The sequence below is a fragment of the Brevundimonas sp. M1A4_2e genome, assembly GCF_053345555.1.
In genome coordinates this window covers 633,497-654,013 of the sequence record NZ_JBKFAI010000001.1, presented here as the reverse complement: position 1 = coordinate 654,013, position 20,517 = coordinate 633,497, and the positions used below count along the sequence as shown (strand labels likewise).

Genomic DNA, 20,517 nt, shown 5'->3' with positions numbered 1-20,517 from the left:
CCGGGGCTTGTCGAACGTCCTTACGCTGTGTGCTGTTCCTGCGCCTCTTCGGTGCGGGCGGCGAAGAAGGGCTTCAGGCGGCTGAGCGCGTCCTCGATCTCGGGCGTGGAGACGGCGAAGCTGAAGCGGATGAAGCGGTGGCCGTTGACCGGGTCGAAGTCGACGCCCGGCGCCGTGGCCACGCCGGTTTCGCGAACCAGCTTCTCGCAGAAGGCCATGCTGTCGTTGGTCAGGTGGCCGATGTCCGCATAGATGTAGAAGGCGCCGTCGGGCGGCGCGATCGAGCGCAGGCCCATGGCGGGCAGGGCTTCGAGCATCAGCTCGCGGTTGGCGCGATAGACGTCGATATTGGCTTCCAGCTCGTCTTCGCAGTCCATGGCGGCGAGCCCTGCGAACTGGCTGAGCGTCGGCGGCGTCAGGAACATGTTGCCCATGCGCGCGCGGGCCTGCTGGACCTCTTCTTCCGGCAGGATCAGCCATCCCAGGCGCCAGCCCGCCATGCTCCAGTATTTGGAGAAGCTGTTCACGATCATGGCCTTGTCGTCGAACTGCAGCATGCAGGGCGTGTCGTGGCCGTAGGTGATGCCGTGATAGATCTCGTCCGAGATGATGCTGATGTTGCGCTCGCGGCAGACCTCGACGATGGCCTTCAGCTCGTCCTCGGCGATGACGGTGCCGGTCGGGTTGGCGGGGCTGGCGATGATGACGCCCTGGGGCGCCGGGTCCAGGTCGCGCAGGGCCTTGGCCGTCAGCTGGAAGCGCACGTCGGCGCCGCAGTCGATCTCCTGCGGGATGATGTGCAGGGCCTTCATCGTATTGCGATAAGCGACATAGCCGGGGCGGGCGATGGCGACGCGGTCGCCGGGGGCGAAGCGCATGTTCAGCGCCACCACCAGGGCGGGCGAGGCGCCGGCCGTCATGATGACGCGCTCGGGATCGATCTCGACGCCGTAGCGATCCTTGTACAGCTTGGCCACGCGGGCGCGCAGCAGGGGGCTTTCCCAATAGCCGCCCGCTTCGGCGTCGATCACGCGGTGCGCTTCGGCCAGGGCGGGCGCAGGCGCCCCGGTCGAGGGCTGGCCGAACTCCATGTGGATGACCGACTGGCCCTGCGCCTTCATCTCATGGGCGATGCGGCTGATGGCGATGGCGCGGAAGGGTTGGATTTCTACTGTCATGTCAAAGCGTCGGCCAATCTGAGGAAGCCCGCCACGTCGATGGTCTCGGCGCGGGCGTCGGGTTCGATTCCAGCGGCTTCGCACAGGGCGGCGCCGCCGAGTTGTTTCAGGCTGGAGCGCAGCATCTTGCGACGCTGGCCAAAGGCGGCCGCCGTGACCCGTTCCAGCCGCTTCAGGCGGTCGGGGGCGGGGCGCTCGGCCAAGGGTATCAGATGCACCACGGCCGAGGCCACCTTGGGCGGCGGGGTGAAGGCGGCGGCGGGCAGGTGCATGACGATGCGCGCCTCGGCCACGGCCTGGGTGATGACGGCCAGACGGCCATAGGCGTCCTCGCCGGGCTGGGCCACCACGCGCTCGGCGACTTCCTTCTGGAACATCAGGGTGAGGGCGCACGGCGTCCACGGCCCCGTCAGCCATTTGATCAGCAGCGGGGTGCCGACGTTGTAAGGCAGGTTGGAGACCAGATGCGCCGGCCCCTCGACCAGTTCGGCTTCCTTCACCTTCAGCGCGTCGGCCTCGACGATGGTCAGGCGGCCCGAGCCGTCGTCCAGTTCGGACAGCAGGGGGATGAAGCGAGGGTCCTTCTCGACCAGCACCACCTTGCCCGCGTCGCTTTCCAGCAGGGCGCGGGTCAGGCCGCCAGGGCCGGGGCCGACCTCGATGACGGCGCGGCCGTCGAACGGTCCGGCGTAGCGGACGATCTTGCGCGTGACGTTGAGGTCCAGCAGGAAGTGCTGGCCGAAGCTCTTCTTGGCCGACAGGCCGTGGGCGTCGAGCGTTTCACGCAGGGAGGGCAAGGTCATTCGCCCTTCTCCCCTCGGGGGAGAAGGTGGCTCGCGGAGCGAGACGGATGAGGGGGCTGGGTCCGCATCTGGTCGGCCCGAAGGCGGATCGCGCCCAACAGGACGTTAGGGTCGGACAGGAAGGCCTCGTTGCCCGATCTCAGCACCATGAATCCCGCCTGCTCCAGTCTGGCGTCACGTTCCACATCCTGCGCCTCATGAAGCTTATGGACGCCGCCGTCCAGTTCTACGACGAGTCGAATTTCCGTGCAGGCGAAGTCGCAGATCGCGCCGGCGACGGGCGTCTGGCGGCGAAACTTGAGATTATCGAAGCGACGGTCGCGGACAAGACGCCAAAAAAATTTCCTCGGCATGGGTGAGGGTTCGGCGTTGCCGACGGGCGCGCTTCGTCCGGTCTGGCGTTTGCCACATGGTTGACCGCCCCCTCATCCGAGCGCCTTCGGCGCCCACCTTCTCCCCCCAGGGGAGAAGGCTATCGGCTGGCGCGGGCGGACGCCATCTCCGAAGCCAGGCGGACGGCGGCGATGAAGCTGTCGGCGCGAGCCACGCCCTTGCCGGCGATGTCGAAGCCGGTGCCGTGGTCGGGCGAGGTGCGGACGATGGGCAGGCCCAGGGTGGCGTTCACTCCGCCCCAGAAGTCCAGCGTCTTAACCGGGATCAGCGCCTGATCGTGATAGAGGCAGACCACGGCGTCGTAGCGCGCCCGCGCCTCTTCGTGAAACAGGGTGTCGGCGGGCAGGGGATCGGTGATGTTCAGACCCTCGGCGCGCAGGGCCTCGGCGGCGGGGCGCAGCACAGTCGCCTCCTGCAGGCCTATGGCGCCGCCTTCGCCCGCGTGGGGGTTGAGGGCGGCCATGGCCAGACGCGGGGCGGCGATGCCGAAATCGCGCTTCATCGATTCGTGGACGACGCGGGCGACCCGGGCGACGCGCTCGCCGGTCACCAGCTCGGGCAGCTGGTCGATCGGCACATGGATGGTGACGAGGCAGGCGCGCAGGTCTTTCGCCGTCAGCATCATCACCGGGCCGCGCGTGCCGCTGAACGGAACGTCGGCGGTCAGTTCGGCGATGAACTCGGTGTGGCCCGGAAAGCGGAAGCCGGAGGCGTACATGGGCGCCTTGGCGATGGGCGCCGTCACCAGGCCGGAGCCTTCTCCCGACAGCACCAGATCGACGCCGCGCTCGATCCAGTCCGCCACGGCGACGGCGTTGGCGGGTTCGGGCTGGCCGGGCGTCACGGGCGCGGGCGCCGGATGGTGCAGGACAGGGACGGCGCGGCCGAAGACGGACGCGGCGTCCGACGGGCTGAGCACCGCCTCGACCGGCTGGCCCTGGGCCTTCAGCACCTGCGCGTCGCCGACCACGACGAAGGGCGTGATCGGGGCCACAGGGCCGGGCGGCGACGACAGCGCCGACCAGGCGCGGGCGATGATCTCCGGCCCGACCCCGGCGGGGTCGCCCATCGTGACGATGAGCGGCCGGAGCATCGTCATTGCTTGATTTCGATCAGGGCGTCTTCACGCAGGTCGCGCAGATAGCGGCGGCCCAGCATGGCGTAGTTCTGATTCTGCAGACGCGCTTCGACCTGTTGCGGCGAGGGGGCTTCGGGGCCGCCCAGGCGGCGGTCGCAGACAGCCAGCAGGTGGACGCCCAGAGGCGTACGCACCGCCGTGCTGACCGAGCCGATCTCGGCCGAGCGGGCGACCTGCTGGAACTGCGGCGCCAAATCGTCGACGTCGCTTTCGCCCAGGTCGGCGCCGAGCAGGCCCGTCTCAGAGCGAGCGCGGGTCAGGATATTGTCGCACGTCAGTTGGCCGCGCAGGGCCTCGAGACGCTGGGTCGCGGCGGCGACCTGAGCCTCGTCGGCGGTCTCGGGCAGTTCGATCATGACCTGCTTCATCTTGACCATGCTGGTCGAGGCGCCCGAGCGCTTGTCGCGCATGTACAGGATGTAGACGCCGCCATCGACGGGGATCGGGTTGGACAGCTGACCGACTTCCAGGGTCTCCATGACCGTTTCCAGGGCGGGCTGGGCGGCGCCCTTGACGATCCACCCGGCGTCGCCGCCGCGCGCGGCTGAAGGAGCGGCCGAGAACTGGCGCGCCACGGCCATGAAGGGGGCGCCCTGGATCATCTGCTGCACCAACTGGCGCGCGCCGTTCATGGCTTCCTGCATCCCGCCGACGCGGGCCGCTTCGAGGTAAATCTCCCCGACCAGATACTGGGGCTTGGTGGCTGATTCCGTCAGCTGGCGCACGGCCTGGTCGACCTGGCTCTTGCTGACGCGGGCGCGGTCGCGGAAACGGCCGCCGACCAGTTCGCGCCAGCCCACCTCGGTCCGGATCTGTTCGCGGAAGGCGGGAAGGGCGATGCCGCCCTGTTGCAGGAAGGCGAGGAAGGATTCGGGGCTGGCGCCGGCCTGGCGGGCCATGTCGGCGATTTCGCGATCAACCTCGTCGTCGGTGATCTTCAACTGGTCGAACTTGGCGATTTCCTGCGCCTGGAGATGCTGTTCGATCAGGTCGTTGAGCGCCTGCTGCTGGATGGCGGCGATGTTTTCTTCGGTCGGCTGCAACTGGGACATGGCCATGACGACCAGCATCCTCTGGCGCAGGTCGAAGCCCGTGATGATGCGGTCGTTGACCGTAGCGATGATGCCGTCGGCCATGCGGAACTGAGGCGCCGGCGTCGCGCGCTGAGGCGCTTCTTCCGCCGCCGGATTCAGGGCGCCGGCTGCGGGCGGGGCGGCGGGCTGAGCCTGAGCCTGAGCCGCCGGCGCCGTCTGGGCCCATGAAGGCTCCACGGCCGCCACGACCATGAGGGCGGCCAGGGCGGCTCCCGTAGAGTAACGCTTCAAACGCATCGTCAGTCCTGATTCCCTAAAGCGGTCCCAATCCGGCCCAATCCGGTAAGCGACGCTGTCCGCGCCGCCGCGCCAGGGCGCACGTCCCCGTGAGCCGCAATCCACGCCATGCCTACCGCATATTGCCGCGATCATAGCCTGAACCTCCAAAAGTGGCGAGGTTAAGACGGATATAGACGCCCTCGGCCGGGCCGGTGGGGCGCACGCGGGTGTTGTCGCGACGCCAGCCCAGCTCGATGCGGAAACAGTCGTCGTCAAACAACAGGCCGACCTCCGAGCGGGTGATGATGTCGCGCTCCAGATCGGCGATGCCGGTCACCGCCACGCCCCAGTTGCCATAGACGAACTGGTTGGCCGACAGCTGGACGAATTCGTAGTTGCGGTTCTCGGGTCCGTCCAGCGGATTGGAGCGGTCGACGATGTAGCTGACGCTGGCCAGGTTGCGGCGACCCCAGCGGCCGTCGACCGTCGCTTCGGCGCGGCGAATCTCGCCATTGCCGTCGACGGTGGCGTGGAACCAGCCGCGCATCCGGTCCGACGGATTGAACGTCCCTTGAACCACCCAGTCCGAGGTCCGGCTGGCTAGACCCGACGGGTCATAGAGGCGGGCCGGATCGTCCGGGATCGGTGTCAGATATTCGTCCTGGTCGTCGGCGCGCATGCTGCGGCCGATGAACAGGCTGGCCGAGCGCACCTCGTCCCAGCGCAAGGTGGCGCGGGCGCCCGCCGTGAAGCGCAGGCCGCCCTCCAGCAGGTCGTAGCCGGGGAACCGGTCCATGCGGAACAGGGACAGGTGGTCCAGCTCCGTGATCTGGCTGTCTTCGTTCGGGATGCGCGGGTCCAGGTCGGCCTTGTTGGAAATCGACAGCTGGGCCATCGGCTCAAGGATCAGGTCGGACGAGGCGCTGAGGCGGCGATACAGCGGATAGCTGACATCGACCCCGGCGCTGGTCCGCGCGCGGAAATGGGTCTTGTCCTCGACGCCGAGGGCGGGCGGCAGATCATCGACCGAATAGACGTCGGCGCGCAGGTCCACGAAAGGCTCCCACCGCACGCCGATGGGCGAGGTCAGCACCCGGCGCCACTCGGCCTGGCCGGTAACGCGGCGGCTGTCGACGCCGGGCAGGCCGTCGGTCGGCCCGTCGGGAATCAGTTCGGGCGCCAGGGTCGGGAAGCCGACATAAGCGTCGCGCGTCAGCGCCACGGCCGAGCCGCGCAGGCGCAGGCGACCGCCCAGCACGGGGCCTTCAGGCTCCCACCGCGCCTCGATCAGCGGCGCGACCAGCGGCAGGGTGTTGTCGTCTTCAAAGACGTTCAGGGCCGGGGTGATCGGGTTGAACTCGGCCACCCGCAGGCTCTGTAAGGTGAAGGCCGCGACCGACAGATAGGACCGCTCGGTCTGGCGCTCGGCGTAGATCTGGCTGATCAGGCGGCGGCTGTCGCCGTAGTAGAGGCCGTTGTCCTGATAGGCGTCGCGGATGTCGTAGCGGTCGAACAGGGTCTTGTCCGAAACCCGCTCGGCGGTGAAGCCCCAGCGCCACGGGCCGTCGGGATCGAATTTGCCGTGAGCCAGCAGATAGCTGCGCGTCGTCGTGTCGCCGAAACGGACGTTGCTTTCCGCCTGGCCGTCGCCGTCCAGGTCGAAGTCGCCGAAGCTGCGGCCGTAGGTGGCGCCGCCGCGCGCGACGATCATCCCGTCGGTGAATCGCTTGCGCCACTGCAGGTTCAGCAGCGGGGCGACCTTGGTGTTGAACTGGGGGCTGACCAGCACGTCTTCAGAGGGCGAGATGACGTGCAGATAGGGAATCTCCAGCGAGACCCCGCGTCCCGCCTGATAGTCGCCCCACGGCACCAGGAAACCCGACGCGCGATCCACGGTCGGATCAGGATGCGAGAAGACCGGCAGATAGAAGATGGGCACCCCGCCCAGCCGGAACACCACGTCGCGATACAGGATTGCGCGCAGCTCTTCGTTCTGCACCGCCTTGGACGCCTGGATGGAGACGCTGGGCGTCTTGGCCGCGCCGTCCACGGTGCAGATCGGGCAGGGGGTGAAGATGACGTTGTTCAGCTCGCTAACCGTCTCGGAGCGGCGCACGGCGGTGGCGGCCATCAGGCTGGAGCCGTTGGATAGGCGCGTGGCCAGGTCGACGGCGACGCCCGCCTTGAGGTCGGAATCCAGTTCGATCCGTTGGGCGTGGACGACCGAACCGTCCGGCGCCGTCAGTTCGGCGTCGCCCGAGGCCGTGGCCACGCGGTTCTGGAGGTCATAGGTGAGGTCCTGAGCGCGCAGGCTGTGGTCCTGAAAGCGGGCCATGACCCGATCCTCGGCCGAGCCCTGGGCCGAGATGACGTCGCCCTGACGCTGAGCGGAATCGGCGTCCACGAAGACGGCGTCGGGCGTCAGGCCGTCGGCGCCGGGGGCGGCCTCGGTCGTGGTCTGGGGCGCGGTCTGCGCCGGGGCCTGAACGGGGACGGGCGCCGTCTGGGCCTGTGCGGCCGAGGCGAACGCCAGCGATGAGAGGGGCGCGCCTATGACCAACGCCGCGCCGGTCAACAGCCGAAGGCGCAGGGCTCCCATACGGGGGAGGCGGCGATGGGTCATGCGGAGTCCACTCATTACCGGCCGGGCGGAAACCGCCCGATTAGCCGTCTTCGGTATAGAACAGCAAGGTAAAGGCGGCGAGAGCCGTCAATATGGGCGGCAGCCAGGCGGCGATGACCGGCGGCACGACCTCAGCCGAACCCATGGCCGAGGAGAACTGATTCAGGAAGAAGAAGGCGAAGCCCAGCACCACGGCCGCCACCGTCATCCGCGCCAGATCGCCCAGACGCATCAGCCGCAGCGAGAAGGCCGCCGCCAGGATCGACATGGCGCCGAAGACCAGCGGCGTGGCCAGCAGCTGCTGCAACCGCAAGCGATAGGCGGTGGAGGCGAAGCCGGCGTCTTCAATGCGGCGAATCTGGTTGGGCAGGGACCAGAAGGGCGTGGACTGGGGCCGGGCGAAGCGCTGGAAGGCTTCCTTGTCGGCCAGGTTGGACGGCAGATCCAGGGTGGCGTAGCGGACCGCGCGCTGGCCCGTCTGCGCGCCCGAGGCGTCGGTCAGGCGCCAGCGCCCGGCGTTCAGGGTGGCCGTGGCCGCATCGACCCGCTCGGTGAAGACGCGATGGCCGCCGGAGGTGGTGGTGTAGATGAAGAAGGTCGCGTCCAGCAGGCGGCCGGTGGCCGGGTCTTGCCGGCCGCCGCGAATGATCATCTGGCGGTTCTCGTCGCCTTCGCGCAGCCAGACAGATTCGCGCGAGTCGCCGCCGGGCGTCGAGCCGGAGATGCGGCCGCGCTCGCGCTGCCAGACCCCGTCGCCTGCGGCGGCCATAGGGCCCAGAACGGTGACGGTCAGGGCGCCCAGCAGCACGGCGGCGCCCGCCGCGGGCAGGACGAAGCGCCAGGCCGACACGCCCGCCGCCCGCATGGCGATCAGCTCGCTGCGCCGGTTCAGGCTGACAAAGGCGCCCAGGGTCCCGAACAGGAAGACGAAGGGCAGGAGCTGGAGGATGACCGAGGGCGACTTGACCAGCACCAGGCCGAAAATCCGCGCGCTGGACAGCTCGCCTGAAGAGTTCAGCCCGCGCGAGACCTCGACGAAGTCGATCAGCATGACCAGGGCGGCGATGACGGCGAAGGCTACGCCCAGCGACTTCATCTGCTGGATCAGGACATAGCGTTCGATGCGGCCGAGACGGAATTTCATGCGAGCTTCGCCTTCACCCGGGCCAGCGGCGATCCGGCGCGGCGACGGCGCGGCTTGAGCGCGCGGAACAGGACGCGCAGGGCCAGGGCCGTGGCGGCCAGCGGCACGACATATTGCAGGATGTTCAGGGTGCCGTTCCAGGCGCTGGCCGCGACCAGGCCGTAGCCGATGACGCGCAGCAGCAGGAAGGCGCCCGCCGCCTTGGCGATGCGCCCGGTGTAGCCTGTCCGGCTGAAGGCGCCGCCCAGAATGGCCGCCAAGGCAAAGGCCATCGCCGCCAGGGCGTAGAAGGGCGAAGCGAGGCGCGAATGGCCCTCGGCCGCCAGCTCGCCGCGCGTTCCAGCGCTCTCAAGCAGGGCGGGCGTAGGGTCGAACAGGTCGGTCAGCCACAGGTCCGAGGGCTTGAAGCGGATGCGCTCGGTGGTCTTGGCGTAGGGCGACAGGTCGAACACCTGCTGGTCGAACGACAGCTGGTTCAACACCTCGCGCGAGGAATAGCGCTGCATCGACCCGTTCTGCATGGTCAGCACCGGCAGGCCGTCGACGCGACCGAATCGGGCGGTTTCGGCGTCCCAGGTGGTGACCGTCTTGCCGTTGTCCAGGTAGACGAAGAGGTTCTTCATCAGCCCGTTCTGCTCGATCTGCTGGACGTAGACGGTCAGGCCGTCGGGCCCCTGGACGAACTGCCCTTCCTCGACCAGCAGGGCGGCCAGGTCGGTGCGGATGGCGAAGGCCTGACGACGCCCTTCGCGCTGGGCCCACGGCTGGACAAAGACGTTCACCAGAAGGGCGATGACGGTGACGATCAGGGCGATCTGCAGGGCCGGCCGGATCAGGGCCCAGCGGCTGACCCCGGCGGCGTAGGCGGCGGTCAGCTCCTGCTCGCGCTGCAACCGCGTCAGGGCGATCAGGGCGCCGACGAACAGGCCGATGGGCAGGATGACGGCGATCAACTGCGGCAGGGCCAGCAGGGTCAGCTTGACCATGACCCAGACGCTCTGTCCGCGCTCGACTATGACTTCCAGCTGATCCAGGCTCTGGCTCAGCAGGCCGATGCCGGCCAGCGCCGCGACCGCCGCCACGACGGGCAGGCCGATCTGGCGGAAAAGATACCTCTGGATCAGGGTCATAAGGCCGGAAAGGTCGTATAATCGGCTGCGAACGTGTTGCAGCCCGGGGCGATGCGAGCCATGTAATACACATCCGGCCGCCCCGACGAAACCGTCGCCGCGACCATGGCAAATTCAAGCGTGATCGGGACAGGTTCTTCCGGTCTGGAGTCAGTTTCATGAAAATCGAATTCGTCGCTTCGCCCGGCGCCGCAGAAATTCTCGCCGTGCTGGTGCATGAAGGACGAGCCCTCGCCGGCGCCGGTTCGGCGCTGGATCAGGCGGCCTCGGGCGCCCTGACCAAGGCGATGAAGAACAGCCGTTTCAACGGCGCCGCCAACAGCAGCCTGAACGTCGCGGCTCCCGCTGGGATCGATGCGAACGCCGTGCTGCTGGTCGGCGCGGGCGCCGCGGACAAGCAGGCCGATCTGGCGGTCGAAACGGCCGCCGCCGCCGCCTATCAGGCGACCAAGATGTCGGGCGCCGAAGTCCTGACCATCGAGGCGTCGCACCTGTCGCCGGAGCTCGCCGCCCGCGCCGGTTTCGCCGTTCGCCTGGCCGCCTATCGCTTCGCCAAATATCTGACCAAGCAGAAGGCCGACAAGATTCCGTCGGTGACGACGGTGCGCGTCGTGACCTCGGACGTGAAGGCCGCCGAGGCCGCCTTCGGCCCGCTGTCGGCCGTGGCCGACGCCGTGCTGTTCGCGCGCGATCTGGTGTCGGAGCCCGCCAACATCCTGCACCCGGTCGAGTTCGCGCGCCGCGTGAAGGAGCTGGAGGCCCTGGGCGCCAAGGTCGAGATCCTGGGCGAGGCCGAGATGGAGAAGCTGGGCATGGGCTCGCTGCTCGGCGTCGGCATGGGCTCCGTGCGTGAAAGCCAGCTGGCCGTCATCCAGTGGAACGGCGGCAAGGAGGGCGAGGCCCCCATCGCCTTCGTCGGCAAGGGCGTCTGCTTCGACACCGGCGGCATCAGCCTGAAGCCCGCCGAGGGCATGGAAGAGATGAAGTGGGACATGGGCGGCGCCGCCGCCGTGGCCGGCTTGATGCACGCCCTGGCGGGCCGCAAGGCCAAGGTGAACGCCGTCGGCGTCCTGGGCCTGGTCGAGAACATGCCGGACGGAAATGCCCAGCGTCCTGGCGACGTCGTCACCTCCATGTCGGGCCAGACCATCGAAGTGCTGAACACCGACGCCGAGGGCCGCCTCGTTCTGGCCGACGCCCTCTGGTACACGCAGGACCGCTTCAAGCCGAAGTTCATGATCGACCTGGCCACTCTGACGGGCGCCATCATCATCTCGCTGGGCCTGGAATATGCGGGCGTCTTCACCAACAGCGACGAACTGGCGGCCAACATCGCCGACGCTGGTCCGAAGGTGGGCGAGAAGTCGTGGCGCATGCCGATCCCGGCCGAATACGACCGCCACATCGACAGCCCGATCGCCGATGTGAAGAACATGGGCAACGGCCGCGCCGGCGGCTCTATCACCGCCGCCCTGTTCCTGCAACGCTTCACCAACGGCGTGCCGTGGGCGCACATCGACATCGCCTCGACCGCCTGGGTGAAGGACTCCAAGAACCCGACCGTGCCGGACGGCGCGGTCGGCTATGGCGTGCGTCTGCTCGACCGCATGGTCGCCGATCACTACGAAGGCTAAGTTCTGTTCAGGAGGGTAGGGCCGGGTGTCTGACGCCAAGCCGGAAATCTGGTTCTACCACCTGGAGCGGTCCACGCTGGAACAGGTGCTGCCGACCCTGCTGGAGCGCACGCTTCAGCGGGGCTGGCGCGCCCTGATCCGGGGGGCGACCTCGCATCGGCTCGACGATATCGACGAGCTGTTGTGGACCTATCGCGACGACAGCTTCCTGCCTCACGGACGGGCCGATGGCGACCACGCCGCGCGCCAGCCTGTGCTTCTGTCCGAATCGGGCGAAAATCTGAATGGCGCTCAGGCCCTGTTCATCGTCGATGATTCAGAGCTTGGGGCCACGCAGGAGTTCGCACGTTGCTTCATCATCTTCGACGGTCGGGACGAGCAGGCGCTGAACCATGCGCGCGGGCGCTGGCGGACGCTGAAGGCGGACGGCGCCGACCTGGCCTATTGGAAACAGTCGGACGAAGGGCGCTGGGAAAAGGCGGCCTGATCCTGACGCTTGGCGCGCTGGCTGTCGCGGCCTGCGCTGCGCCGCCCCCAAACGCCACGACTACGACGCGGACGGCGGCCCATTCGAACTATCCGCCGGTCACGCCGGCCGCGCCCGCATCGCCGACCGAGCGCCCCTATCTCTCCGAGCCGGGCATCCGCAACGCTTCGGGCGTCGCCATGTGCAAGGCGGATGAGTTTCAGTGGCTGATTGGGAAACCTCGGACTGAAATCCCCGTTCCGGTGGATGTGGTGAACCGTCGGGTCGCCTGCACGACCTGCCCGATCACCGAGGACTATTCGCCCTATCGGCTCAACATCTTCTACAACCAGCGCACAGGCCTGATCGAACAGGTCCGCTGCGGATGATCATGAGGGACGACGTTATGAAGTCATTTCTGACGCTGAGCGCCGCCGCAGGCTTCCTGGTCCTGGCGGCCTGTGCGCCGACGCAAGGGGGCGGGACGACGACCGCGCCCGGCGGCGAGGCGACGCCCGTGGCCTGCAAGGCCAGCGACTATCAGGAGTATGTCGGCCGCAATCGCTCGACCATTCCGGCTGCACCGGAAGGCCGCATCTTCCGCGTACTGTGCAGCAGCTGCGCGGCGACGATGGACTATCGCGACAACCGCGTGACCTTCACCTACGACGACAAGACGGACATCGTGACGCGCGTCAGCTGCGGCTGATCGGGATCAGGGGGGCGGGACTTATCGTTCCAGGCCGTAGAGGGCGTCGGCGACGTCCTCGACCTTCTGGCGCACCACGGTTTCGGCGTCGCGCAGGCCCCGGTTGTAGAACAGGCGGCCGATGTCCCGGCCAATGAATTCGACCAGCATTTCGGCGGGCAGGCGGCCGACCTCGACCTCCATCTCGTCACGGAGGTAGGCCTGCAGGCGGGCGGCCGCCTCCTGCATCTCGTCTTTGGACAGCAGGGGCGGCGGCGCCTTGCTCATCACGACACCTCGGCCAGGGCTTCCTCGGCGGCGATCCAGTCGGCCTCGGCCTGATCCAGATCGGCCTGGGCCTTGGCGCGGGCGCGGGTCAGGCCTTCCAGCTTCTTGGGGTCACTGACGGCGGCGTTGGCCAAATCGTCGTCCAGACGCGCCAGATCGGCGGTCAGCTGGGCCATTCGGTCCTCGGCCTTCTTCACCGCATGGCGAAGGGTCGAAGGCGAGGGGCCCTTCTTCTTGTCGGCCTTGGGCGCGGCGGAGGGCGCGGGGGCCTCGGCCACGGCTTCCTCGTGCTTGACCTGGCTCGGCTTCATGCCGGCCTGCTTGGCGCGGTCCAGGACGAACTTCTGATAGTCGTCCATGTCGCCGTCGAACGGCTTCACCGTGCCGTCGGCGGCCAGCCACAGGCGGTCCGCGACCAGTTCCATCAGCGAGCGGTCGTGGGTGATCAGGATGACCGCGCCGGTATATTCGTTCAGCGCGTCCAGCAGGGCCCGGCGGCTGTCGATGTCCAGGTGGTTGGTCGGTTCGTCCAGGATCAGGATGTGCGGCGCATCCATCGCCACCAGGTTCAGCAGCAGGCGCGCACGCTCGCCGCCCGACAGGGAGCCGACGGTGGTCTCCTGCTTCTCGAAGGGCAGGCCGAACTGGGCCAGACGGCTGCGGCGGCTGCTTTCCGAGGCGTCCGGCATGGCGCGGCGGATGATCTCCAGCGGCGTGTCGGTCGGGTCCATCGCCTCGATCTGGTGCTGGTGGAACCAGCCCACGCGCATCTTGCCGTCGCGGTGGAACTCGCCCGTCTCGATGGTCAGGGCCTTGGCGATCAGTTTGGCGAAGGTCGACTTGCCCGCGCCGTTGACCCCCAGCAGACCGATGCGGTCGTCCAGGTCCATCCGCAGGTTCAGGTTCTTCAGGATCGGCTTGCCCGGCTCATAACCGACGTTGGCCTTTTCCAGCCGGATCAGCGGCGGGGGCAGGGGGCGTTCGGGCGAGGGCAGGGTGAAGGGGGCGACGCGCTCTTCGGGCGGCAGTTCGATGCGCTGCATCTTCTCCAGCCGCTTGACGCGCGACTGGGCCTGCGTCGCCTTCGACGCCTTGGCCTTGAAGCGGTCGATGAACTTCTGCAGGTGGGCGCGCTCGGCGTCCTGCTTGGACTTGTTGGCCTCCATCAGGCGCAGTTTCTCGGCCCGCGTCTTTTCGAAGGTGTCGTAGTTGCCGGTGTAGAGGTCCAGCTTGCGGTTCGACAGCTGCAGGATGTGGGTGCAGACGCCGTTCAGCAGCTCGCGGTCGTGGCTGATGATCAGGGCCGTGTGGGGATAGCGCTTCAGCCGCTGCTCGAGCCACAGGGCGCCTTCCAGGTCGAGGTAGTTGGTCGGTTCGTCCAGCAGCAGCATGTCCGGCTCGGCGAACAGGGCGGCGGCCAAGGCGACGCGCATCCGCCAGCCGCCAGAGAACTCGGCCATCGGGCGAAGCATGTCGTCCTGGCTGAAGCCCAGGCCGACTAGGATTTCCGAGGCGCGCGAGGGGGCGCTGTCGGCGTCGATCTCGATCAGGCGGCCCCAGATCTCGCCCATTTCTTCGGGTTCGGCGGTCTCCAGCCGGGTCAGCAGGTCGTGGCGCTCGACGTCGGCTTCCAGGATGGTGTCCAGAACGCTGACGGGCGTGGCGGGGTGTTCCTGATCGACCGAGCCGATGCGGGCGGTCTTGGGCAGGGAGATTTCGTCGCCGTTGGCGGCCAGCTCGCCCAGGATCAGCTTGAACAGGGTGGACTTGCCGATGCCGTTGCGGCCGACCAGGCCGACCTTGGAGCCCGGCGGCAAACTGACGGAGGCGTCGTCCAGGAACTCGCGGCCCCAAGCGTTGTAGGTCAGGTTTTTGATCTGCAGCATGGGATCCGGAACGAAAAAGGCTTACAAGCGGGGATATTGGAAAGATGTGCGGCGCTCGCTATAAGCCGCCGACCCTCAAACACCCAAACAAGAAGTCACTCCCATGACCGAACGCACGTTCTCGATCATCAAGCCCGACGCCACGCGCCGCAACCTGACGGGCGCCATCAACGCCGTCATCGAAGGCGCCGGCCTGCGCATCGTCGGCCAGCGCCGCATCAAGCTGACCGAAGCCCAAGCCAAGAAATTTTATGAAGTGCACGCCGAGCGTCCGTTCTACGGCGAACTGGTGTCGCAGATGATCGCCGAGCCGGTCGTCGTGCAGGTGCTGGAAGGCGACAACGCCGTCGCCAAATACCGCGAAGTCATGGGCGCCACCAACCCGAACGACGCCGCTGAAGGCACCATCCGCAAGCTGTTCGCCCTGTCGATCGGCGAGAACTCGGTCCACGGTTCGGACTCGCTGGAGAACGCCAAGATCGAGATCGAGCAGTTCTTCACGGACGCCGACATCGTCGGCTAATCTTGAAGGGCCGCGGTCGTCGGCCCTTCGGGACCTCCCGACCCGACGCGGCCTGTTTCTGAGCCGCAGTCAAAAGGCTTCGCCTTTTCGACCCGACGCGGCTTGATCGTTTGCGGTCAAGCTGTGTGACAATTCGGCCCGCTCCCGGAACCGGGGGCGGGCCGTTTCGTTTTCACGGTCTCGTTACGCTCGCTCGCAACAACAAGGATGACCGCCATGAAGACGATGCTGAAGCTTGCCCCTGTGCTGGGCCTGACGGCTCTGCTGGCCGCCTGCGGCACCACCACGGAACAACGCGCCGCCACGGGCGCCCTGGGCGGCGCGGTCGCTGGTCAGGCGATCGGCGGCAACACCGGCGCGACGGTCGCCGGGGGCGTCATCGGCGCCGTCGCCGGCGCGGCCACCACGCCGAAGAAGCCCAACGAGTAACCGCTTTCCTTCCCACAAGGTGGGGAGGGGGACCACGAAGTGGTGGAGGGGCGAACTGGGGCGGGCGATTAATCCCAGCTCAGCGGAAACAAGCGGCCCCTCCGTCTCGCCGCCTTCGGCGCCGATCCACCTCCCCATGGAATGGGGAGGAGAAAAAAGGGGCGTCGGCTTTGCGGCCGACGCCCTTTCCTTTGTCCGTCGCCGGGCGCGCCGCCTACCAGATCCGGGCGCGCTTTTCGGGGGCGATGTATTGCGCCTGATCCGGGGTGACGCCGAAGGCGGCGTACCAGGCGTCGATGTTGCGCGGAGGAGTGGCGGCCCGCGCCATGCCGGGCGAGTGCGGGTCGGTGGTCAGCTGCTCTTTCAGAGCCTCTTCACGCGACTTCTCGCGCCACACCTGGGCCCAGCCCAGGAAGACGCGCTGTTCGCCCGTCAGTCCGTCGATCACCGGCGCCGGTTGACCGTTCAGGCTGCGCTTATAGGCGTCCAGCGCCATCAGCAGACCGCCGAGGTCGGCGATGTTCTCGCCCATGGTCAGGTCGCCGTTGATGGGCGTGCCCGGTACCGGCTCCTGGGCGGCGTAGATGGCGCCCAGGGTCTTGGCGCGCTCCTCGAAGCGGGCGGCGTCCTCGGGCGTCCACCAGTCGCGCAGCACGCCGTTGGCGTCGGTCTTGCGGCCCTGATCGTCGAAGCCGTGGGTGATCTCGTGGCCGATCACGGCGCCGATGCCGCCGTAGTTGACCGCCGGATCGGCGTTCGGGTCGAAGAAGGGCGCCTGCAGGATGGCGGCCGGGAAGACGATCTCGTTACGCGGCGGGTTGTAATAGGCGTTCACCGTCTGGGGCGTCATGCCCCACTCCAGCGGATCGACCGGCTGGCCGATCTTGCCGCGGTTCCAGGCCCAGTCGAAGGCGGCAGCGCGCTCGACGTTGCCGTAGAGGTCGTCGGCCTTCAGCTCCAGCCCGTCATAGTCGCGCCACTTCTCGGGATAGCCGATCTTCACGCCGAACTTGGACATCTTCAGCAGGGCCTGCTCGCGCGTGGCCTCGCTCATCCAGTCCAGCGCCTTCAGGCGCTCGGTCATGGCGTCCCTGAGGTTGGCGACCAGCGTCTCCATCTGCGTCTTGGACGACGCGGGGAAGTGCAGGCGGACGTATTCCTGGCCCAGAACCTCGCCCAACTGGCCGTCGACCAGGACCACGCCGCGGTTCCAGCGCGGACGGTTTTCGGGTTGGCCGCGCAGGGTCTTGCCGCGGAACTCGAAGCGCGAATCCACGAAGGCGTCGGACAGATAGGGGCTGGCCTGATCGACGGTCTGGAAGGCCTGCCAGGCCTTCAGCGTCTCGATCGGCGCATCGGCGAACACCTGGGCGATGCCGGGGATGGCTGTGTTTTCCATCAGCACCAGGGTCGGCACGCTCTCGACCTTGGACGCCTGCAGGAAGGCGGCCCAGTCGAAGCCCGGCGCGAAGGTCGCCAGTTGCGCGGCCGGGGTCGGGTTGTAGATCTTGTCGATCTGACGACGCTCGACCGTGGTCCAGTGCTTCTCGGCGACCTTGGTCTCGAAGGCCAGGATGTCGGCGGCGGCCTGCGCCGGGTTGTCCCAGCCTGCGGCCGTCAGAGCGCGCGTGACATAGGCGACGTAGGCTTCACGCTGGGGGGCGAAGTCCGGCTTCAGGTAGTAGTCGCGGTCCGGCAGGCCCAGGCCGCCCTGACCCAGATAGGCCGAGTTGACGTTCGGGTCCTGCAGGTCCTCGAACACCGCCAGGCCGAACAGGGAGCCGCCGAAGCCTTCGTGGCTGGCGCCCATCAGGCGGGCCATGTCGCTGTGGTTCGCCACGGCGCGGATGGCGGCCAGATCAGCGGCCAGCGGCTGGGCGCCCAGCTGGTTCACACGGGCCTCGTCCATGAAGCTGGCGTACAGGGCGCCGACCTTCTGCGCGTTGGCGTTGGCCGGGTTGGCGGCGCTGGCCTCGATGATGGCGCGCAGCTGGGCCTGCGAGTTCTCATACAGGACGTCGAACGGGCCGAAGCGGGCCTTGTCGGACGGAATTTCCGTGTTCTTCAGGTAGACGCCGTTGGCGTAGGCGTTGAAGTCGTCGCCCGGCTTCACCGTCAGGTCGCGACCGTCCAGGTCGAAGCCCCAGGGCTTGATCTCGGGCGCGGTGGAGGCCGCCGTCGAGGCGTGGGCGTGTTGAGCGAGGGTCGGTTGAGCGGTGAAGGCGAGGGCGAGCGCCGTGGCGGCGGCGCCCATCAGGCGGGTTTTCATCATCGGGTCTTTCCCAGTGGTGCAGACGTGCGCGATAGCGCCGTCAGGAAGGCGCGTTCGTGCTTGCGGGCAACCTGCGCCTGCGTGCGACCGGCTGTCGCATTAAAAATCGTTAAGGTTTCGGAGCGTCCAGAAAATCCATCAGAATTCGGGGATAAAGCTGATGTTCCGCCGCCTTAACCCGCTCCGACAGAATTTCAGCCGTGTCGCCGGGCAGGATGGGCACGCGCGCCTGGCCCAGGGCGGGGCCTTCGTCCACGCCCTCGGTGACGATGTGAACGGTGCATCCCGCCTCATGGTCCCCCGCTTCTATGGCGCGGGCGTGGGTGTTCAGGCCGGGATAGAGCGGCAGCAGCGACGGGTGGATGTTGAGCATCCGGCCCGCCCACCCGCGCACCAGCCACGGCGTCAGCAGGCGCATATAACCGGCCAGGGCCACGACCTGAACGCCATGTTCGCGCAGCAGGGCGTCCACGGCGCGTTCGTGCGCCTCTCTATCCTTGCCGAAGGTGGCGTGTTCGACGGCGACCGCCTGAACGCCCAGCGCCCGCGCCTTGTCGAGGCCGGCGGCGCTCGCGATGTTGGAGACCACCAGCACGACTTCATACGGCGCATCCGGCGCCTGTCCCGCCTCGATCAGGCTGACCATGTTCGAGCCGGTCCCGGAGATCAGGACGGCGACACGGGTTTTGGCGACGGACATGGGCGGCTCACGCGTGGAAGATGGCGTGACTGCCATGCGGCCCCGAAGGCGACTTAGCAAGAGGGGCGGCAGGGTCGAGGGGAAGGGCGCAGCGCCGCCGAACCATTGTTGCTGAACCGACGTAAACTCCGTTGCTTCTTCGGAAACAGCGGCGTTAGCGTCCATGCGCCGGGGGAGTCCGGCATCCAAGGGGGGAGTATCCTATATGCGTCGTCTGTTGACCGCCGCCTGCGCAGCGGCCCTGTTGGCCGCGCCGGCCGTTTCCATGGCTCAGGAAGCCGCGTCCAGCGGCGGCTCGGGGCCTGTCCGCTCGGCCTCTGATCGCCTGCGCAACGTCACCGCCGAACAGATCGAAAAGAACTGGGCGCGCGCCACGGCCGATGAATCGGAAGTGACCACCAGCCACTCGATCAACGCCCACGGCCGCACCCTGCGCTACAAGGCGACGGCGGGGACGCTGACGGTCCGCAACGACGCGGGCATGCCGACGGCCAGCCTCTTCTATGTGGCCTATACGCTGGACGGACAGCCGGTCGGTCGTCGTCCGATCACCTATATGTTCAACGGCGGGCCGGGTTCGCCGACGGTGTGGCTGCACATGGGCGCCTTCGGCCCGATGCGGGTCCAGACCGATGAGCCAGTGGTCGAGCGCCCGGCGCCGTTCAACCTGGCGCCCAACGACATGACCCTGCTGGACAAGACCGACCTGGTCTTCATCGACATGGTCGGCGCCGGTTATTCGCGTCCGCTGGGCGAGACGCCGGGTTCGGCCTTCTGGGGCGTGGATCAGGATGCGGACACCTTCGCCCGCGCCATCATGCGTTACACGACCAAGTTCGACCGCTGGTCCAGCCCGAAATACGTTCTGGGCGAAAGCTACGGCACCCTGCGCGCCGGCGCCCTGGTGCACCAGTTGGAAGATCGCGGCATGTCGCTGAACGGCGTGGTGCTGCTGTCGTCGATCATGAACTACGGCGTGCGCCAGCCGGGCTATCCGCAGAACTTCGTCACCCTGCTGCCGACCTATGCGGCGACGGCCTGGTATCACAACAAGATCCCGAACAAGCCCAGCCTGGAAGAACACGTCCAGCGCGCCCGCGAATTCGCCATCGGCCCCTATGCGGCGGCCCTGTCGAAGGGACACCTGATCTCGGACGCCGAGCGCGCTCAGATCGGCCAGCAGATGAGCGCCCTGATCGGCATTTCGCCGACGGTGCTGGATCAGGCCAACCTGCGCCTTGAGCTCAGCCCCTTCCGCAAGGAACTGCTGCGCGACCGTCGCCAGACGATCGGCCGTCTGGACACGCGTTACCTGGGCATGGACGCCAGTGCTGTGGGCGGCTCGCCCGAGGAAGACCCGTCCAGCAGCGCCATCACCGGGGCCTATTTCAGCATCTTCCGCGACTACATCGCCACGACGCTGAACTATCGCACCGATGTGGATTACCGCCAGTCGGCGCGTGGCCTGCCGGGCTTCAACTGGGACTGGAGCCACCGCCCGCCGGTCGGCGGTCCGCAGACCACGCCGAACACGGCCGTCGACCTGGCCACCGCCATCCGCCGCAATCCGCACATGAAGGTGCTGGCGCTGAACGGCTATTACGACGCCGCCACGCCCTTCTTCAGCACGGAGTACGACCTGGCCCAGATGATGCTGGAGCCGCACCTGCGCCGGAACCTGGAGTTCACCTACTATGAAGGCGGCCACATGATGTACACGGCCCGCCCGGCGCTCGAGCAACTCTACACCGACATGGCGAAATTCTACGACGAGACGGTCAACGGCGGTCTGCGCTGATCCTCGCGACAGTCTGAAATGAAGAAGGCCCCGGTCAGCGCGACCGGGGCCTTTTTCGATGGGGTTTGGGTTTTCGCCGTCATCCCCGGCTCCACGCCGTCATCCTCGGGC

General features: G+C 67.6%; 19 protein-coding genes. 7 read left to right on the top strand and 12 right to left on the bottom strand.

The window, feature by feature from the left end; translation table 11 throughout:
- Nucleotides 1-20: 20 nt before the first annotated feature.
- From ACLBV5_RS03055 to ACLBV5_RS03020, 8 genes are all read right to left on the bottom strand, one after another.
- The gene (locus tag ACLBV5_RS03055; protein WP_447604769.1) at nucleotides 21-1,178 is read right to left on the bottom strand and encodes a pyridoxal phosphate-dependent aminotransferase; all 1,158 of its coding nucleotides are present in this window, start codon (nucleotides 1,176-1,178) and stop codon (nucleotides 21-23) included.
- Nucleotides 1,175-1,981 carry a 16S rRNA (adenine(1518)-N(6)/adenine(1519)-N(6))-dimethyltransferase RsmA gene (gene rsmA / locus ACLBV5_RS03050; protein ID WP_134580456.1) on the bottom strand — a complete coding sequence of 269 codons (807 nt, stop codon included), beginning with the start codon at nucleotides 1,979-1,981 and terminating at the stop codon, nucleotides 1,175-1,177. Before rsmA ends, ACLBV5_RS03055 begins: the two co-directional genes overlap by 4 nt.
- The gene (locus ACLBV5_RS03045; protein ID WP_313632330.1) at nucleotides 1,978-2,334 is read right to left on the bottom strand and encodes a DUF559 domain-containing protein; all 357 of its coding nucleotides are present in this window, start codon (nucleotides 2,332-2,334) and stop codon (nucleotides 1,978-1,980) included. Before ACLBV5_RS03045 ends, rsmA begins: the two co-directional genes overlap by 4 nt.
- A 119-nt stretch (nucleotides 2,335-2,453) precedes the next feature.
- Nucleotides 2,454-3,473: a 4-hydroxythreonine-4-phosphate dehydrogenase PdxA gene (gene pdxA / locus ACLBV5_RS03040; RefSeq protein WP_313632331.1), complete on the bottom strand. Its 1,020-nt coding sequence runs from the start codon at nucleotides 3,471-3,473 to the stop codon at nucleotides 2,454-2,456.
- The gene (locus ACLBV5_RS03035) at nucleotides 3,470-4,843 is read right to left on the bottom strand and encodes a peptidylprolyl isomerase (protein WP_025976717.1); all 1,374 of its coding nucleotides are present in this window, start codon (nucleotides 4,841-4,843) and stop codon (nucleotides 3,470-3,472) included. The genes pdxA and ACLBV5_RS03035 overlap by 4 nt, the downstream gene beginning before the upstream one ends.
- Before the next feature lie 112 nt (nucleotides 4,844-4,955).
- Nucleotides 4,956-7,448 carry an LPS-assembly protein LptD gene (locus tag ACLBV5_RS03030; protein ID WP_447604768.1) on the bottom strand — a complete coding sequence of 831 codons (2,493 nt, stop codon included), beginning with the start codon at nucleotides 7,446-7,448 and terminating at the stop codon, nucleotides 4,956-4,958.
- Between the two features lie 40 nt (nucleotides 7,449-7,488).
- Nucleotides 7,489-8,592, bottom strand: a complete 1,104-nt coding sequence (gene lptG, locus ACLBV5_RS03025; protein WP_025976719.1) for an LPS export ABC transporter permease LptG — start codon at nucleotides 8,590-8,592, stop codon at nucleotides 7,489-7,491.
- Nucleotides 8,589-9,722, bottom strand: coding sequence for an LptF/LptG family permease (locus tag ACLBV5_RS03020; RefSeq protein ID WP_447604767.1), 1,134 nt, complete (start codon nucleotides 9,720-9,722; stop codon nucleotides 8,589-8,591). Before ACLBV5_RS03020 ends, lptG begins: the two co-directional genes overlap by 4 nt.
- 158 nt (nucleotides 9,723-9,880) lie before the next feature.
- Here ACLBV5_RS03020 and ACLBV5_RS03015 point away from each other — a divergent pair, with 158 nt between their 5' ends.
- Genes ACLBV5_RS03015 through ACLBV5_RS03000 form a run of 4 tightly spaced genes read left to right on the top strand, consistent with a single transcriptional unit; the run spans nucleotide 9,881 to nucleotide 12,531 of the window.
- On the top strand, nucleotides 9,881-11,356 hold the full coding sequence (locus tag ACLBV5_RS03015) for a leucyl aminopeptidase (protein ID WP_025976721.1): 1,476 nt from the start codon (nucleotides 9,881-9,883) through the stop codon (nucleotides 11,354-11,356).
- Between the two features lie 25 nt (nucleotides 11,357-11,381).
- Nucleotides 11,382-11,843: a DNA polymerase III subunit chi gene (locus ACLBV5_RS03010; RefSeq protein ID WP_003167123.1), complete on the top strand. Its 462-nt coding sequence runs from the start codon at nucleotides 11,382-11,384 to the stop codon at nucleotides 11,841-11,843.
- The gene (locus ACLBV5_RS03005; RefSeq protein ID WP_235599232.1) at nucleotides 11,801-12,211 is read left to right on the top strand and encodes a hypothetical protein; all 411 of its coding nucleotides are present in this window, start codon (nucleotides 11,801-11,803) and stop codon (nucleotides 12,209-12,211) included. Before ACLBV5_RS03010 ends, ACLBV5_RS03005 begins: the two co-directional genes overlap by 43 nt.
- A gap of 17 nt (nucleotides 12,212-12,228) precedes the next feature.
- Nucleotides 12,229-12,531, top strand: a complete 303-nt coding sequence (locus tag ACLBV5_RS03000; protein ID WP_025976723.1) for a hemolysin — start codon at nucleotides 12,229-12,231, stop codon at nucleotides 12,529-12,531.
- A gap of 21 nt (nucleotides 12,532-12,552) precedes the next feature.
- On the opposite strand, the gene ACLBV5_RS02995 is transcribed toward ACLBV5_RS03000, so the two are convergent.
- Nucleotides 12,553-12,798 (bottom strand): DUF2164 family protein, encoded by a 246-nt coding sequence (locus tag ACLBV5_RS02995; RefSeq protein ID WP_134580469.1) that lies wholly within the window; start codon nucleotides 12,796-12,798, stop codon nucleotides 12,553-12,555.
- Complete coding sequence (locus ACLBV5_RS02990) at nucleotides 12,798-14,684, bottom strand: ATP-binding cassette domain-containing protein (RefSeq protein ID WP_447604766.1); 1,887 nt, start codon at nucleotides 14,682-14,684, stop codon at nucleotides 12,798-12,800. Before ACLBV5_RS02990 ends, ACLBV5_RS02995 begins: the two co-directional genes overlap by 1 nt.
- 103 nt (nucleotides 14,685-14,787) lie before the next feature.
- Here ACLBV5_RS02990 and ndk point away from each other — a divergent pair, with 103 nt between their 5' ends.
- Together ndk and ACLBV5_RS02980 are read left to right on the top strand one after the other, a co-directional pair.
- Entirely contained in the window at nucleotides 14,788-15,207 is a 420-nt protein-coding gene (ndk, locus tag ACLBV5_RS02985) for a nucleoside-diphosphate kinase (protein ID WP_025976727.1), read from the top strand.
- A 216-nt stretch (nucleotides 15,208-15,423) separates the two neighbouring features.
- Complete coding sequence (locus tag ACLBV5_RS02980) at nucleotides 15,424-15,636, top strand: hypothetical protein (RefSeq protein ID WP_025976728.1); 213 nt, start codon at nucleotides 15,424-15,426, stop codon at nucleotides 15,634-15,636.
- Between the two features lie 214 nt (nucleotides 15,637-15,850).
- Here ACLBV5_RS02980 and ACLBV5_RS02975 read toward each other — a convergent pair whose 3' ends face one another.
- Nucleotides 15,851-17,908, bottom strand: coding sequence for a M13 family metallopeptidase (locus tag ACLBV5_RS02975; protein WP_447604765.1), 2,058 nt, complete (start codon nucleotides 17,906-17,908; stop codon nucleotides 15,851-15,853).
- A 109-nt stretch (nucleotides 17,909-18,017) separates the two neighbouring features.
- Complete coding sequence (gene purN, locus ACLBV5_RS02970; protein ID WP_447604764.1) at nucleotides 18,018-18,608, bottom strand: phosphoribosylglycinamide formyltransferase; 591 nt, start codon at nucleotides 18,606-18,608, stop codon at nucleotides 18,018-18,020.
- A gap of 205 nt (nucleotides 18,609-18,813) precedes the next feature.
- Between purN and ACLBV5_RS02965 the strand changes: the two genes are divergently transcribed.
- Nucleotides 18,814-20,406, top strand: a complete 1,593-nt coding sequence (locus ACLBV5_RS02965) for a S10 family peptidase (RefSeq protein ID WP_447604763.1) — start codon at nucleotides 18,814-18,816, stop codon at nucleotides 20,404-20,406.
- Nucleotides 20,407-20,517 lie beyond the last annotated feature (111 nt).

Excerpts from the sequence above, each read along its gene's own strand:
- ACLBV5_RS03055 (WP_447604769.1), bottom strand. The coding sequence starts at position 1,178 with ATGACAGTAGAAATCCAACCCTTCCGCGCCATCGCCATCAGCCGCATC.
- rsmA (WP_134580456.1), bottom strand. The coding sequence starts at position 1,981 with ATGACCTTGCCCTCCCTGCGTGAAACGCTCGACGCCCACGGCCTGTCG.
- ACLBV5_RS03045 (WP_313632330.1), bottom strand. The coding sequence starts at position 2,334 with ATGCCGAGGAAATTTTTTTGGCGTCTTGTCCGCGACCGTCGCTTCGAT.
- pdxA (WP_313632331.1), bottom strand. The coding sequence starts at position 3,473 with ATGACGATGCTCCGGCCGCTCATCGTCACGATGGGCGACCCCGCCGGG.
- ACLBV5_RS03035 (WP_025976717.1), bottom strand. The coding sequence starts at position 4,843 with ATGCGTTTGAAGCGTTACTCTACGGGAGCCGCCCTGGCCGCCCTCATG.
- ACLBV5_RS03030 (WP_447604768.1), bottom strand. The coding sequence starts at position 7,448 with ATGACCCATCGCCGCCTCCCCCGTATGGGAGCCCTGCGCCTTCGGCTG.
- lptG (WP_025976719.1), bottom strand. The coding sequence starts at position 8,592 with ATGAAATTCCGTCTCGGCCGCATCGAACGCTATGTCCTGATCCAGCAG.
- ACLBV5_RS03020 (WP_447604767.1), bottom strand. The coding sequence starts at position 9,722 with ATGACCCTGATCCAGAGGTATCTTTTCCGCCAGATCGGCCTGCCCGTC.
- ACLBV5_RS03015 (WP_025976721.1), top strand. The coding sequence starts at position 9,881 with ATGAAAATCGAATTCGTCGCTTCGCCCGGCGCCGCAGAAATTCTCGCC.
- ACLBV5_RS03000 (WP_025976723.1), top strand. The coding sequence starts at position 12,229 with ATGAAGTCATTTCTGACGCTGAGCGCCGCCGCAGGCTTCCTGGTCCTG.
- ACLBV5_RS02995 (WP_134580469.1), bottom strand. The coding sequence starts at position 12,798 with ATGAGCAAGGCGCCGCCGCCCCTGCTGTCCAAAGACGAGATGCAGGAG.
- ACLBV5_RS02990 (WP_447604766.1), bottom strand. The coding sequence starts at position 14,684 with ATGCTGCAGATCAAAAACCTGACCTACAACGCTTGGGGCCGCGAGTTC.
- ndk (WP_025976727.1), top strand. The coding sequence starts at position 14,788 with ATGACCGAACGCACGTTCTCGATCATCAAGCCCGACGCCACGCGCCGC.
- ACLBV5_RS02980 (WP_025976728.1), top strand. The coding sequence starts at position 15,424 with ATGAAGACGATGCTGAAGCTTGCCCCTGTGCTGGGCCTGACGGCTCTG.
- ACLBV5_RS02975 (WP_447604765.1), bottom strand. The coding sequence starts at position 17,908 with ATGATGAAAACCCGCCTGATGGGCGCCGCCGCCACGGCGCTCGCCCTC.
- purN (WP_447604764.1), bottom strand. The coding sequence starts at position 18,608 with ATGTCCGTCGCCAAAACCCGTGTCGCCGTCCTGATCTCCGGGACCGGC.
- ACLBV5_RS02965 (WP_447604763.1), top strand. The coding sequence starts at position 18,814 with ATGCGTCGTCTGTTGACCGCCGCCTGCGCAGCGGCCCTGTTGGCCGCG.